We start from the raw sequence: 15225 nt of genomic DNA on the forward strand, positions 1-15225 counted from the left end.
GTAAGGCTACCGGCATCAGGCAGTTCCCCCGACGGTCAGGCCTTCGATGCGCAGACTAGGCTGTCCTACGCCTACCGGCAGGCTTTGCCCTTCCTTGCCGCAGACACCGACACCAGAATCAAGGCGCAGGTCATTGCCTATCATGCTGACATGGTTCAGCACTTCGGGGCCATTGCCGATCAGGGTCGCACCCTTGACCGGATAGGTGATCTTGCCGTTTTCTATCATATAAGCTTCACTGGCTGAAAAAACGAACTTACCGTTCGTTATATCGACCTGACCACCGCCAAAGTTGAGGGCATATAAGCCATTTTTTACCGATGCCAGAATTTCTTCCGGGTCCTTGTCGCCAGCCAGCATATAAGTATTGGTCATGCGTGGCATCGGCAGATGAGCAAAAGACTCGCGTCTGGCATTGCCGGTCACCGGCATATTCATCAGACGGGCATTCATGGTGTCCTGCATATAGCCTTTCAGGATACCGTCTTCTATCAGTGTGGTGCACTGGGTAGGATTGCCTTCATCATCCATATTCAGTGAGCCGCGGCGGTTTTGCAAGGTGCCGTCATCCACCACGGTGACGCCCTTGGCAGCAACGCGCTGGCCAATACGACCAGAGAACGTACTGGAACCCTTGCGATTGAAATCGCCTTCCAGACCATGGCCGATAGCTTCATGCAGCAACACACCTGGCCAGCCAGGGCCAAGTACCACAGTCATCGGGCCAGCCGGTGCCGGGCGCGCATCCAGATTGACGAGGGCCGATTTCACGGCTTCATCTGCATATTTTTCCAGCAGTACATCAGTGAAATACGAATAATCGTAACGGCCACCACCACCGCTGCTACCCACTTCGCGACGGCCATTCTGTTCTGCGATGACGGTTACGGAAACGCGTACCAATGGGCGGATATCGGCGGCGATGACACCATCGCTGCGCGCTACCAGCACCACATCATATTCACCGGCAATACTGGCCATGACTTGCACGACGCGAGGGTCTTTCGCACGGGCAATTTTTTCCAGACGTTCCAGCAGTTGCACTTTTTCGGTTGCATCCAGCGAATTCAGCGGATCATCACGCAGATACAGGGCGCGGCCATTCAAACCTTCCAGACCTTGCAGGCTGGAGGCGACCTTGATCTTGCCTGCACCCTGGCGCGCTATGGTACGGGTGGCCTTGGCAGCATCAAACAAGGCTTGCTCGGATATTTCATCAGAGTAAGAAAAAGCGGTCTTGTCGCCTGAAACAGCACGCACACCGACCCCCTGGTCGATAGAAAAACTGCCGGTCTTGACGATACCCTCTTCCAGACTCCAGCCTTCATTACGGGTGAACTGGAAATACAGATCGGCGTAATCAACCTTGTGACTGAACATGCTGGCCAGCACTTTGCTGAGTTTGGATTCATCCAGACCGAAAGGGGTCAACAGGATGTCGCGGGCAATGGCGAGATGGCTTAAAGCAGGATCATATGGGGTCATGGATAGCTTCTGAAAACAACAAATGAATACAGTAAAAATGAATAGCGCAAATTAAAACGCAATACAGCATTGTAGAACAATACGGGCGGTCCCTGCAGGCACTTACAGTTTGCGATGGCGCAAGGCAGGCAGGCTTTCACGTATGCTGGCGATCAAGGCTTCATCGATGTCACCACTGACGATACCCTCGCCCTCTTCCTGCACGGCCAGTATCTTGCCCCAGGGGTCGATCAGCATGCTGTGGCCCCAGGTGCGGCGGCCATTCACATGCTTGCCACCTTGCCCGCAGGCAAGTACATAACACTGGTTTTCTATCGCCCTGGCGCGCAGCAGGATTTCCCAATGCGCCTGTCCTGTGGTGTAGGTAAAGGCAGCAGGTACCACGATCAGGGAACAGGTACCCAGCGCCCGAAACAATTCCGGGAAGCGCAAGTCATAGCATATGGACAAGGCAATCTGGCCAAAACCGGCATCAAAGCTGCTGACTTGCTCACCAGCAACAATGGTACGCGCTTCTTCATACGACTCTTCCCCTTTGCTGAAACCGAACAAATGGATTTTGTCGTAACGCGCCACCTGTTCGCCTTGCGGGTTAAACACCAGCGTGGTGTTCAAGACCTTGCCGGGTTCTGCCGCTTTCAGTGGGATGGTGCCGCCTATCAACCATACACCCAGGCTACGGGCAGTATCAGCCATAAAACTTTGCATGCTGCCGTGGCCGAATTCTTCGGCGACGCCGACCTTGTCGGTTTCATGCAAGCCCATCAAGGGCCAGTATTCTGGCAACAGCAAGAGCCTGGCACCAGCGTCAGCCGCTTCTTGCATCAGGCGTTTTGCAGTAGCGATATTCTCTGCCACCACTGGTGTAGAAATCATTTGTATTGCAGCAATCTTCATCTCACCCTCATGTAGTTGTCACCCTGCCTACTGAACGGCCACGGGCTTGCGACTATTTTGTGCATCGTCGCGATTGTCTATCTTGGTCACTGTCGGCTCTTTCCAGGAGCCGCTGATCTGGTATTCAAAAGTAAAGGCCTTGCTCAAAGGTTCACGCAAGAACAACTGAGCAAGAAAAGTGCCCAGACCAATCACGGGATTGACCGCCAGACCGTAGACCACCGATGCAGTGCCTACGTTCACCACTGGAATCACGGTTGCATGCAGGTTTTGCGATTCATGCACGATATCAGCATTTCCCTGCAAGAGCACGGTGGCGCTCACGCCCAGCATTTTCAGGTTATCGGTTTTTGCCACACCTTGCTGTATCTGTGCAATACCGGCAATGGAGTCAAATGCAAAGCCGTCAGAAAATACATCCCGGAAATCCAGTGTCAGGCGACGCGGTAGCGACTGCATGCTCAACACGCCCAATAGTTTGGCAGCGCCTGGGTCCACTTTCAAAAATTGCCCACTGGAAAGCACCAGCTTGATCTGCCCGTTCATGCTCGGGATATCCATGGCGAAGGGCAAGCCATTCCAGTGTACGTCACCTTCCAGCTTGCCGCGTCCACCACGCAAGACATCGGCAAAACCCAGACGTTCCAGCAATTTACCGGCATTCGCTACATCCAGCACGTAATTGAGCTGGGTACGGCCATCGCCCCCCTGGCTGGCCCATTTGCCGCTGCCACTGAATTCTGCATCCGGATTCTTGAGTAATATCTTATTGATCTGCCATTCACGCCCGCCGCTACCTTGCACCTGTCCGCTGTTGCTCTGCGCCTGCCCGCTGTTGCTTTGTATCTGCCCGCTGTTGCTTTGTGTCTGCCCGCTGTTGCTTTGTGTCTGATTAACGGCTTGCAATTCCAGATAGCCCAGTTTTTTATTGAACAGCTCAAAATTCTCGGCCACGATATCCAGCCCAGGTATCTGGGTAGTTGTGTTTTTACCTTCCAGCAATTCACTGACATCGGCCGCAGCCGACTGAGGAATGATGAGATTACTCAACCTGGCCGTCACACTGCCTACCCCCTGGCCGCCTGCGCCTTCGCTCCAGGTCAGGTAACCGGCAGCCTGGTTGGAGTGGATATTCGCCTGCCAGACATTTTTTTGATGCGTGACACCAACCACCACATTTTCCAGCTGTTTGCCCATGATATGCAACGCTGATGTCCGGGCAGCCATGGAAGTCGGCTCCAGATACGGACTCAGATCAAGCTCCATATTCTCTTTTTCAAGTCCGGCATTCTGGCTGGCACTGATTGCCTGCGCGCTGCTATTGCCTCCGCTGTTGCCGTTGTTGACGCTGTTGCCGTTGCTACCACTACCGCTAGCAGCAGGCACAGCCAGGCGTCGCCATTCATCAATATTCAGGGACTTGAGTTCGATATTGGCGCTCAGACCACTGTCTGGCTCTGGTGCCGGCGCATTGACGCCAATGCCGCCACGCAGCACCTGCCAGGGCGCACTACCGGTCTTCTGACGCAGATAGCGGGCATTGACGGTATTGCCCAGCGACACATGAATGTCATCCCGCCAGACCTGGGCATCATTGCTGGCCAGGGGCAGCATTTCAAAGCGCAGGGGCATGGCTTCCATCGCACTCTTTTTCAAGGGTGCAGGGAAATTCAATGCCAGCCCGCTCAAGTTAGATTCAATCACGATCTCTGGCTGGCGCTTCTTGACGTGGATACTGGCAGTGTATCGGGTGCTGCCATTGATACGGTCGCCCAGGCGATCCGCCATGGAAGCCGGCATGATCTTGCGCAAGCCTTCTGCCGTCATGCTGCCATCCAGCCGGACCTTGACACTATTATCTTTTTGCGACCCGCCAGTAATCTGCACTCCGCTACCCAGCAGGTTGCCTTTCAATGTACCGAGATTAACGCCGGTTTCATTAAATTCCAGCCTGCCGTTCAGGCCAGACACCATGGGTATGCCTGGCTGCAAGACCACGTCATTATTGGCGAACTGCAAAACGCCCTGCACCTTGGATTCAATCAGATGCTGCAATGGCAATTGCAGTTTCAGCGACAGGGCCGCAGGTGCCGTGGTTTTTGTCTCTTTCAGGAAATGTCCCAGCCAGCCACTGACCGGGCTGGCACCGACATATCCCAGCATGTTTTGCAGGCTACCATTGACCGTGCCATCAATATTCAGGATGGCATGATGGTGGGCCAGATCGGGAATCACTGCCTTGACCTTTTTCAGGTCCACACCCAGGGTTCTGGCGGTGTCGCCATTGATTTCCATCCTGGCTTTATCAAAAATAAAATTACCTTTGATATCTTCTATCACTGGCCACAGCGGGCGGCCTTCTTCCGCCAGGGCACCGGCAGTAAAATCCAGTTTGCCACCGGTCAGGTTACCTTTGACCACGAATTCACCCTTGGATGTACGCTTGCCATCGGTACTGACGAAAGGAAAATGGGCAAGGTCACCCTTGATGCGTATCGTTACGTCATCTGCCCGGCCATCGAGGATGGAATTCAATAGCCAGTGGCGCAGGTCGTCGGCAGCCACGGTGGGGATATAACGATCCAGCTGTTTCAGGTCAAAACCAGAAATATTGCCTGTCAAATCCACTTCACCTGGCTGGGCATCAGCACCGTGGCGCATGGACATGATGTGCTTGCCACTCAGCACGGCATGCATGCCTTCTTGCTGGGCATCCATTTTATTGATCTGGAAAATCAGCTTGTCTTGCCCCACAAACTGCCATTGCGCCTGCATCAGCAAACGCGAAAACGGCATCAGCGGATCCACAAAATAACTGGACAGGCGTAGTGACAAATCTTTGGAATCAAGGGTGAAATTACCCCCCTTGTCATTGGCTTCGATATGTCCGGACAGGTTTTCAAAGCCGGGAATGGCCGGCACAGCCGCCTTGGCAGGCAATTGTGCCGTCCTGGCGCGTGCCAGTTGGGCCGGTTGTGCCTGCATGGACAGGTTAACGAACTGTCCCTTGATACTGTAAGAGGCAACATCCGGATAGCTGCCTTGCCATTTGGCGGTGAAATCCTTCAATTGCCCCTTGGGGGCAAAATCCACCAGCATCTGACGCTGATCAACAGGCAGCGGCAAATGCTCGGCAAAATTGGCCAGGGTCTGCAAATCCAGGGTCCTGGCATACAGCTCAACCTTTTCGGGCTGGCCTTTTTCGCCGGGGGTAAAGGTTTCCTTGATGCTGGTGGGTGGCAATTGCACGCCATCGCGGGTACGCATGGAAAAATCAATAAGCGAAATGCTATGCCCGGATTGACCAAACATCGATGACAGGTATTTTGCCTTCAACGCCTGGTGTTCGCTGGCGATCAGACGGCCACTGACCAGGGCCATGTCCAGCTCTGGCAGGTCGGCGCGAAATTTACCTTCAACATCCGTCAGACTGAGATCGGCTGTCAGGTCGGTCACTCTGCCTTTTTCCAGGTGCAGCCATGAACGTACTGAACCATAGCCTTTTTTGACATCGGCCGGATAATCCATGTAAGCCTTCAGCGCTGGCAAATCGGCACGCCGCACATCGGTGTACAGTTCACCCGACCACAGGGAAAAGTCAGATACTCTTTTGGCAAATACCGGATGCTGGAAATCGCCACGGACATCCAGTGGCGCAGACAAGCTGACGGGCGGCGTCGCTTTCAGGGCAAAGCGGTGATGACGCCACTGGTTTTGCAAAACAAAACTGACATCCGGCAGATTCAATTCTGGCGCATTGCGCAGTTTGTCAGTCCAGCGCACGGCACCATTGCGTATCACAATTTCGCGCTGGGACAAGACCCAGTCCATGCCCTGCCCCTTGTTTTCGGCTGCAGGGTCGATCAAAAACCCGCCGACAAAGAACTTGCCATCGGCTTCACGCGCCACATCCAGCGCCGGTTTTTCGATCACGATGCGTTCAAAACGCAGGTCTGCCACAGCCAGTGTCCACCATGACAGCGTGGCAGACACCTGCGGCAGCGTCAGTGCGGCACTGCCCTTGGCATCGCGCAAGACGACATTGTCCAGTACCAGTTGCGGATTCAGGCCCTGCCACGACGCGTGCAAGCTGGCAATTTGCAATTGCCGCCCCATCGATGTCGAGATCATTTTCTCGATATCTGGCTTATAGCTGTTCACATTCGGCAAGACGACATAGCGCAACACCAGCACCAGGGCGCAGAACAGGAAATACAGCAGCAGCAGGAATTTCAGCGTGAAGCGCAGCCCCCGGCCGCAGGTGCGCCAGGTGTAACCACAGAACCACCAGAAACGACTGGGCTGTGGCGGGCTTTCTTCCGCATTTGCGGTATTAGCAATGTTTGCTTGCTCTGCCTGTGTCATTGCCAAATTTCAATCTGTAGAGAAGTTATATTTGAAGCCAACCATTACCCCATTGTTATCCCTTTGTCTTGCCATAACATCCATGGCAGGGACCACACTTGCGGCTAAGATCAACTCATGGGCTACAAATAGCTGGGAGCCCTGCATGTTCAACATATCAACTGCTCTGACATTTGTCTCTATCATCCTGTCGCCACACCCACCAGGCCCTGGTCCGGTACACTGGTCTGGTTGGCGACTCTCTTATACTTTTTTATACTCCACCGGAGTATAAATATATTTATGTCCGTTTGCACGACGGGTGATTCAGGCGCTTGCACCGCATACTGCACCAGTAAGGCGCAGATCGCTTAAAATCAATGTCATCCTTGGCCAACGACGCCCCATTATGACTGCAAGCCCTTCTCCAGACGCTGAAATACTTCAGGCTTCCCGCTTTTTTTCCAACTGGCTTTCCGCAGATGCCAGCCGAAAACCGCTTTTACAGCAAGTTTCTGAATTATCCTTGAGACCAGAGGGTTTTGCGCAGTTTTTACAAAAAGAAATATGCGCTGGCGTATCTCTTAACAAAGCCATGCGCCGTTTGCGCAATCTGGTGATCTGTTCCCTCATCAAACGCGATCTCTGTGGACAGGCAGATATGGATGAGGTAGTCACCACCATCAGCCAGTTTGCCGACTTTGTCGTCCAGCAGCATTTGCAAGCCATTGATGCTGACATGCAAGCCATGCATGGCATTCCCATCGGTGAAGAAAGCGACACAGAACAGGCCCTGATCGTGCTGGGCATGGGCAAGCTCGGCGGTTTTGAGCTGAATGTTTCTTCCGACATCGACTTAATCTTTTGTTATGCCGAAGATGGCGAAACCCGGGTGCAGGATGCCACCCAGCGCAGCCTGTCCAACCATGAATACTTCAGCCGCCTGGGTAAAAAACTGATTGCTGCCATCTCTGAAGTGACTGAAGACGGCTTCAGCTTCCGGGTCGACATGGCTTTGCGTCCCAACGGGGCATCAGGCCCGCTGGTGGCCAGTTTCAACATGATAGAAGAATATTTTCTGATCCAGGGCCGGGAATGGGAACGCTATGCCTGGGTCAAGGCACGTGCCATGACAGGCCAGCCTGGCGATATTGCGGCACTGGAAAAAATCATCCGGCCTTTTGTGTACCGTCGTTATCTCGATTACGGCGCGATTGATTCCCTGCGTTCCATGCATGCCCAGATCAGGGCCGAAGTCGTGCGGCAGGAAACCAAGCACCCCGAACGCAGCAATAATGTCAAACTGGGCCGGGGCGGTATCCGCGAGGTTGAATTTTTGGCGCAGGTGTTCCAGCTCATCCGTGGCGGGCGCGATGTCAGCCTGCGTGACCGCTCCACCCGCAAGACTTTGCAGACCCTGGCTGACAAAGGCATCCTGGATGCTGCCATTGTCGAGCGTCTGCTCAACTCTTACACCTTTCTGCGCAATCTTGAGCATCGCCTGCAATACCTGGACGATGCCCAGACCCATACCTTCCCCGTACGGGAAGAAGACCAGCAAAGAATCGCCTGCATGATGGGCTGCACCAGTGTGGCGGCATTACTGGATCAGTTGCGCCCGCACCGCGAGTTCATTGCCGAACAGTTTGATGCGATTTTCCGCGACAAGGCCAACAATAACAGCGAGACCGAACAGGGCATGCTGGCCATCAGCCTGTCCGGCCCGGACAGCGATGAACTGATTGCCGCGCATCTGGCTGGCCTCGGTTTTTCTGGCAGCGACGCCACCTCCATCACGCAAAGGCTGATGGCAACCTGGCAATCGCCCAAGGTGCAGGCCTTGTCAGAAGCCAGCCGCAACAAGCTGGTGGCGCTGGTGAATAATGCGCTAAACATCATCGCCCGCCAAAGCAGCAACCAGTTACTGGCCTGGAACCGGCTACTGGATTTTATGGAAACCATCGCCCGTCGCGCCGCCTACCTGGCGTTGCTGACCGAATACCCGCATGCACTGGCACGTGTCATACGCATGATGGCAGCCAGCGACTGGGCAGCCAAGTTCCTGAGTCGCCACCCTATTCTACTGGATGAATTGCTGGATGAATCCTCACTCCATCAACGTCCCGACTGGGCCGCCTTCCGGCTGGATCTGCAACATCATCTGGACCAGCATCAGGGTGATACCGAAAGGCAGATGGAAACCCTGCGTGAAATGCATCATGCGCTGCAATTCCGTTTGCTGGCGCAGGATCTGGAAGGACAGTTGAGTGTCGAACACCTGGCAGATGAATTATCGCAACTGGCCGATATCATCGTCGCTGCTGTCTTGCAATCTGCCTGGGAAACCATCGCCAGCCGCCACCGGCGCGAGCCACGCTTTGCCGTCATCGCCTATGGCAAACAGGGTGGCAAGGAACTTGGTTACGCATCCGACCTGGATGTTATTTTCCTGTATGACGACGAAGACCAGGAAGCACCCGCCAACTATGCCAAGCTGGCGCAGCGCTTCATTACCTGGATGACCAGCCACACCCCGGCCGGCATCCTGTTTGATATCGATATCGCACTGCGCCCGGACGGCGCAAGCGGCTTGCTGGTATCGTCCGTTGCATCCTTTGCCCGTTATCAGGAAAAATCCGCCTGGCTATGGGAACACCAGGCACTGACACGCGCCCGCTTCTGCGCTGGCGATGCCGCCATTGGTGCCCAGTTTGAACAGATACGCGAGCAGGTCTTGCGCCAGCAAAGGGACGACGACAAGCTGCGCAGTGAAGTCATCAATATGCGCAAGAAAATGCGTGACGCCAACATCAATCGCAGCGAGCTGTTTGATCTCAAGCAGGATGCCGGCGGCATGATAGACATAGAATTTATCGTGCAATACCTGGTCCTGAAATACGCCAGCCAGTATCCGGAACTGACAGCCAACAAAGGCAATATTGCCCTGTTGATACGTTGTGGTGAACTGGGTCTGATTGATGCAGGGCTGGCGAATCAGACTGCCACCGCCTATCGCCTGTTCCGTAAATTACAGCACAGCATACGACTACAGGGTGAAGACCGCGCCAGAGTAGAACCTGAAAGAGTCAGCAAAGAGGCACAGGCAACCAAAGCTTTATGGGATAGTTTGCTGACGTAGCCGCCACAAAAACAAGCATGCCATCCAGAGTAAACTTTGGATGGCATGATCTGCATACAACGCGAGAGAAGATTATCTCTCAGCCTGCCTTACACTTAAGGACGTGAACCAACAACCTCAACCGTCACGCGACGATTTTTGGCACGGCCTTCACTGGTATTGTTATCCGCAATCGGCTGGGTTTCACCTTTGCCTTCAGTATAGACACGCGACGCATCAATCCCTTTGGTAATCAGATAGGCCTTGACGGCTTCAGCGCGGCGGATTGACAGTTTCTGATTATAGTCATCGCTACCTATCGAATCGGTGTGACCAACAGTGATCATCACTTCCGTATTCATGCCCTGCAGCTTGTTCAACAAATCATCGAGCGCCTGCTTGCCTGCGGGTTTGACAATGGATTTATCGAAATCAAATAACGCTTCTGCACTGAAGGTGACCTTTTCAGACACTGGCTGCGGTCTTGGTGGTGGCGGTACGTTGCGAACGACAGGTGGCGGTGCGGGCTCCATGACTGGTGCAGGTGTCGGCGGCGCAATGTAGGACACTGGCTGTTTGTAGGCGGGCTTACCCAGTTTGTAGACGAGACTGATGGAATAAAAATCGACATCACCGCGATTACCTACTGCATCGTTGACGCGATATCGTTCTGCTTCGCCACGCAGGGCCAGTGCTTCAGTGAATTTATATTCCAGACCCAGCCCGACTTTAGGATTCAGCTTTTTCTCGCTGGGATTGGGGTTGGTGACTGCATACAGGCGATTGCCGGTGAAATGCGCATCTGCCCTGGTGTAATTGGCACCAATGCGTCCCAGCAGGGAAAATCGTTCCGACAAGGGTAGTTGCCCGACCAGATCGAGATTGAAGCCACGAAAGCCGACCTCACCACTGATGGCACCTGGCGGCGTGGTCGTGGCATCAAACCCGAATTTTCCCAGATCATAATACCCGCCCTCTATGGCAAAGTATTTATTCATCTGCTTGCCCAGAAACAGCTTGTAAGCCGTATCACGTTCGCTGGTGCGGAAAGTGACATTACTGGCACCGTTATCCATCAGGCTGCGTGTCAGGGTATCTTTATCGATAGTGGCTTTCGTACGGCCAGCACCGCCACCTATGTACCAGGCGCTATCTGCCCAGTCCGGGTTGGTCCAGGGCTCATCGGCTTGTGCCAGCTGGCTGGCAAGCAGCGCGCAGACGAGCAAGTTGAGTGTTATTACATTTTTTGGCAGCGCCATGTGTTTCTCCTTAAGAAATGACTGAAATAGGATGAAAGGGAGTGACATCAGCCCTTTCATTTACCCATGAATTATTTAACGTGCAATCACGTTATTTTTAAGAGTCACTGCACTGCCCGACAGAACGCGGCCATTTTGCAATGTTGTCGTGTCTCCCAGCGTGATGCCGGCAGATTGCGCCATGATGCTTCCCTTGAATACACTGTTTGCACCCAGCGTCGTGGCTGCAACCGGCACCCAGAACACGCTGCTGGCAGTTGCACCGCCGGTTAAGGCAACAATCGAATTCGCCGTCGTATTTAGCGTCGAACTGCTGCGGAACAGATACAGACCTGCACCATTCATGGTAAAGGTACCGGTGATGTTGATCGCACCGGCATAGCAATACACACCAGGGGTAAAGGTTTGCCCACCCAGATCAATCCCGCTGGCAGAGCTGGAAGTACAGGTGCGGCTATTCGCATCCGCAATCGCCACCTGCAAGTCAGCCAGGGCCGTGTTCAGAATTGCGCCTGATTTGTAGTTAATGAAACCGGCTGCCTGCACCGGATCCACAATCTGCGATGACGAACCTATATCGCCACTGACCAGGGTAGTACCGCCAGCATTATTGGTAATTGATGTACCAGCCAGTACCGCAAAACTGGTCGCACCGCCGAGATTAATGCCGGCAATTGGTGCTGCCGTGACAGTAAAGGTAGTTGTCGTTGTCAGTGCCCCTTGCGTAGCAGAGATATTTGTTACACCAGGTGCAATAGCGACTACCTGCCCTGTGGAAGACACGCTGGCGACACCTGTTGCACTGGAAAGCCAGATGACCGTGGTATTGATGTTATTGGTCGTCGCATTTGAGTAGTTGCCGGTAGCGATAAACTGTTGCGACGCGCCGACTGTTGCACTTGCATTGGCTGGCGTCAAACTGATACTGCTGAGCGTCACGACAGGCGTCACCGTGAAACCGGTCGAACCAGTCTTGCCTGAAAGATTAGCCGCAATCGAAGTCGTGCCACCTGACAAGCCATTCGCCACACCATTCACGGATACGCTGGCAATCGCCGAATTGGCCGACGCCCAGGTCACCGCATTGCTGATATTGAGGCTACTGCCATCGGCAAAACTACCGGTAGCAACAAAGTTTTGCGTACCACCTATGCCTATGGTTGGATTACCCGGCGTCACAGCGATGGAATTTAATGCAGCGACCGGCAAGACATTGATGGTAGCAGAGCCTGATTTGCTACCGGATATGGCCACCACAGGTGTACTACCTGCCGCGACCGCACTAACCAGACCATTTGCCGAGACAGTAGCAACCGGACTGGCACCAGAAGTCCAGGTGACAGAATTGGTGATGACGGCAGTGCTGCCATCGGAATAATTACCCGTCGCGACCAGACTTTGCGTTGCACCGACAGTAAGATTATTGTTGGCAGGCGTGACCGTAATCGAGGTCAGTGCCGTACCTGACAAAACAGTCAGTGTTGATGACGCCGATTTTCCGGCAGAACTTGCCGTGATGATTGTGGTACCTGCGGATATGCCCGTAGCAACACCTGAAGACAGAATGGTTGCAATCGGTGTAGTACCGGAACTCCAGGTGACAGAATTCGTGATATTCACGTTACTGCCATCAGAGTACGTACCGGTCGCTATAAATGCCTGGGTTGATCCCACTGCCAGATTCGCAGTTGAAGGTGTAATAGCGATGGAGTTCAAGGTAACCGCAGGTATCACCACCAATGACGCAGAGGCTATCTTGCCCACCAGGCTTGCTGTGACGAGTGCATTCCCGGTGCTGATGGCGTTAGCCAGACCATTCGGCAAGACTGTTGCGATCAATGGTGAGCTGGTGGTCCAGGTCACGCCATTGCTGATATTGGCTGTCGTCCCATCAGAATAGTTGCCGCTGGCAAGATATTGCTGGGTACTGCCTACCGCAAGATTGGTATTGACTGGTGTGACGGTAATCGACGTCAATAAGGCCGAACTGACATTGACGGTAGCTGTCGCGCTGCTACCATTAAACGTTGCCGTTATGGTGGACGTACCACTGCCGATGGCAGTCACCAGACCGTTGCTGGCTGTGGCAGTCGAGACTGTCGCAATAGCAGGTGTGGCTGAAGAAAAACTGCTGCTGGCGGTCACATTGACGCTGCTGCCATCCGTGTATTTTGCAGTCACGGTCAGTTGCTGCGTGGTACCGATTTGCATGGGCGGATTGGCCGGTGTCAAAGCGATGGATGCCAGACCGGCACCTGTCACGGTCAGCTTGGTAGTGGCGGTCGTTACACCCGATACGGCAGTAATGGTTGACGACCCGATAGCGACACCCGTTGCCAATCCCGTGCTGCTGACGGTCGCAAAGGCAGGCGATGCTGAAGTGAACGTCGAAATAGCCGTGATATCACTGGTGGTGCCATCAGAGTACGTTCCCATGGCCTGAAACTTTTGTGTACCACCGACCGCGATAGATGGATTGGCAGGAAGCAAGCTAATCGATTGCAACAATGCCGGAGAGACCGTCAACGTTGCCGAAGCAGTTTTGCCACCAAAACTGGCTGAAATTACAGAGCTACCGCTCACCACGCCTTTGGCGACACCGGTATTACTAACCACAGTTGCTACAGCAGGAGTGGCAGAAGTCCAGGCCGATGTTGCAGTCACGTCGCGGGAAGCGCCATCCGCATAAGTTGCCGTTGCCACAAATTGCTGCATGCCACCACTTGCTACCGTAGCAGTCAGCGGGCTGACTGTCAGTGTTGATAAAGTGGCTGAAGGTAAGCCTAAAATCGGATCACCACCACCGCCACCGCAACCGGCGACCAATGATGTGATGAGTATTGCGGACACGCATGCAAGCGGCCTCAGGTAGCGCTGTAGGATATTCATTTTTGCCTTCTTTTCAGGTGAGTCCGGTGCCGAGTAATTTCGGTGTGGCCGCTATGCATTGTTCTTGTTTTGTTGCCGACGGCGACCTGAGGTGACATCTCTTTTCAGAGTTGGTTTCACATATGGGAGGCAATCTTTATCCGTGTGTGCTTTGACAGGTGATCAAATGTTTTAGGTTTGAGTGCCGTATCAAGTGTTACTTATCCCCCTTTCCCAAACCCTGATCTGTGCGATAGCACACTCAACAGCGGTTGAATTAATTTAAACAACACTTATGGAGAAAGACTGCGGAGAAAGACTGCGAAATGAAGCGAAGGAACAGAAATACCTGAAGGGATGGTGTGTCGCCAGCGATGAGAAGATGGGACAAAAAATTGAAATCAACGCCGCCGTGATGACTGCGCCAAACAAAACAGGCACGCTTCAAAGCGTGCCTGTTTGGGAAATACGGTACTTATATTAGCTATGACTTGTAGATACCACAGCCGATGATCGTGCCATCATCGAGTTTTTCTATATACGTGGATTTATGTTCTATCGCCTTCGTCTGTGGATGCGGCCATTTGTAATCCACCCACCCCTTGCCCTTCTTGCTGGCAAGCTCTAAAAATTCGCGAATGAAATATTTATTATCCGAATCTTTCAGGTCAGCCAGATTCTTGCCCAGCAATTTGGCATTGGCACCATGGGCCAGGGTTTTGCCTGCGGGGTCAAATACGAACAGGTACAAATCCCGGTCAACAAACTGCCCCTTGGGATCATTAAAAGCGGTATAGGCAGATTCGTTACCGTTCGCCTTGATAAAGTCCTTACCCTTTTTAACCAGGGCAATCGCCTCTTCAGCACTACCACGATCACCTGCGGCCAGCGCCGGTGACAAGGATAACAAGGCACCAGCAAAAACCAGACAAGCCAATACAATTCGTCGCATAGTAGTCTCCATAGGGGTAACGATTTTCATCCTACCCCTCGATTTTCCTAAAAGCAAATAAATCGTTTTGCGCTTGCACAATATGTGCGAGGCTGTTTACACAAATGCATTCATCGCTGCCAGCCCCACCCATCCCTATCCTCAAACCAGCATAAACCTGGCGAGATACTCAGGAGAATTAATAAACTGCCCGATGAGCGTCACCGCATCCGTGCCCGACTGTGCCAGCAACTGATTGAAGGTTGCGGCATCCGGTGCATGGCCCAGCAGCCCGATATAATCCAGCGTCAGCGAGACCTTGG

At 53.4% G+C, this 15225-nt stretch carries 7 protein-coding genes; 1 reads left to right on the forward strand and 6 read right to left on the reverse strand.

All coding sequences use genetic code 11. The features are described 5' to 3' along the window. Positions 1-15: 15 nt before the first annotated feature. From tldD to H8L32_RS26865, 3 genes are all read right to left on the reverse strand, one after another. Positions 16-1485: a metalloprotease TldD gene (gene tldD / locus H8L32_RS26855; protein WP_186950945.1), complete on the reverse strand. Its 1470-nt coding sequence runs from the start codon at positions 1483-1485 to the stop codon at positions 16-18. Between the two features lie 102 nt (positions 1486-1587). Then, positions 1588-2382: a carbon-nitrogen hydrolase family protein gene (locus H8L32_RS26860; RefSeq protein ID WP_186950946.1), complete on the reverse strand. Its 795-nt coding sequence runs from the start codon at positions 2380-2382 to the stop codon at positions 1588-1590. Between the two features lie 27 nt (positions 2383-2409). Further along, on the reverse strand, positions 2410-6747 hold the full coding sequence (locus H8L32_RS26865; RefSeq protein WP_230412438.1) for a YhdP family phospholipid transporter: 4338 nt from the start codon (positions 6745-6747) through the stop codon (positions 2410-2412). Positions 6748-7135: 388 nt separating this feature from the next. Between H8L32_RS26865 and glnE the strand changes: the two genes are divergently transcribed. Then, positions 7136-9865, forward strand: coding sequence for a bifunctional [glutamate--ammonia ligase]-adenylyl-L-tyrosine phosphorylase/[glutamate--ammonia-ligase] adenylyltransferase (glnE, locus tag H8L32_RS26870; RefSeq protein ID WP_186950947.1), 2730 nt, complete (start codon positions 7136-7138; stop codon positions 9863-9865). A 95-nt stretch (positions 9866-9960) separates the two neighbouring features. Here the strand turns inward: glnE and H8L32_RS26875 are convergent, their stop codons facing one another. The 3 genes from H8L32_RS26875 to H8L32_RS26890 all read right to left on the reverse strand — a co-directional run bounded on the left by H8L32_RS26875 (position 9961) and on the right by H8L32_RS26890 (position 14923). Further along, a complete protein-coding gene (locus H8L32_RS26875; RefSeq protein ID WP_186950948.1) occupies positions 9961-11103 on the reverse strand; it encodes an OmpA family protein in 1143 nt (380 codons plus the stop codon). Positions 11104-11178: 75 nt separating this feature from the next. After that, the gene (locus tag H8L32_RS26880; RefSeq protein WP_186950949.1) at positions 11179-13992 is read right to left on the reverse strand and encodes a beta strand repeat-containing protein; all 2814 of its coding nucleotides are present in this window, start codon (positions 13990-13992) and stop codon (positions 11179-11181) included. Between the two features lie 463 nt (positions 13993-14455). After that, positions 14456-14923, reverse strand: a complete 468-nt coding sequence (locus H8L32_RS26890; RefSeq protein ID WP_186950951.1) for a cache domain-containing protein — start codon at positions 14921-14923, stop codon at positions 14456-14458. Positions 14924-15225 lie beyond the last annotated feature (302 nt).

The organism is Undibacterium hunanense (assembly GCF_014284335.1).
In the GTDB taxonomy this organism is placed as follows: Bacteria; Pseudomonadota; Gammaproteobacteria; order Burkholderiales; family Burkholderiaceae_D; genus Undibacterium; species Undibacterium hunanense.

What these genes read in the sequence shown, in the direction of transcription:
- H8L32_RS26875 (WP_186950948.1), bottom strand. Translation starts at nt 11,103, where the DNA reads ATGGCGCTGCCAAAAAATGTAATAACACTCAACTTGCTCGTCTGCGCG.
- glnE (WP_186950947.1), top strand. Translation starts at nt 7,136, where the DNA reads ATGACTGCAAGCCCTTCTCCAGACGCTGAAATACTTCAGGCTTCCCGC.
- tldD (WP_186950945.1), bottom strand. Translation starts at nt 1,485, where the DNA reads ATGACCCCATATGATCCTGCTTTAAGCCATCTCGCCATTGCCCGCGAC.
- H8L32_RS26880 (WP_186950949.1), bottom strand. Translation starts at nt 13,992, where the DNA reads ATGAATATCCTACAGCGCTACCTGAGGCCGCTTGCATGCGTGTCCGCA.
- H8L32_RS26890 (WP_186950951.1), bottom strand. Translation starts at nt 14,923, where the DNA reads ATGCGACGAATTGTATTGGCTTGTCTGGTTTTTGCTGGTGCCTTGTTA.
- H8L32_RS26865 (WP_230412438.1), bottom strand. Translation starts at nt 6,747, where the DNA reads ATGACACAGGCAGAGCAAGCAAACATTGCTAATACCGCAAATGCGGAA.
- H8L32_RS26860 (WP_186950946.1), bottom strand. Translation starts at nt 2,382, where the DNA reads ATGAAGATTGCTGCAATACAAATGATTTCTACACCAGTGGTGGCAGAG.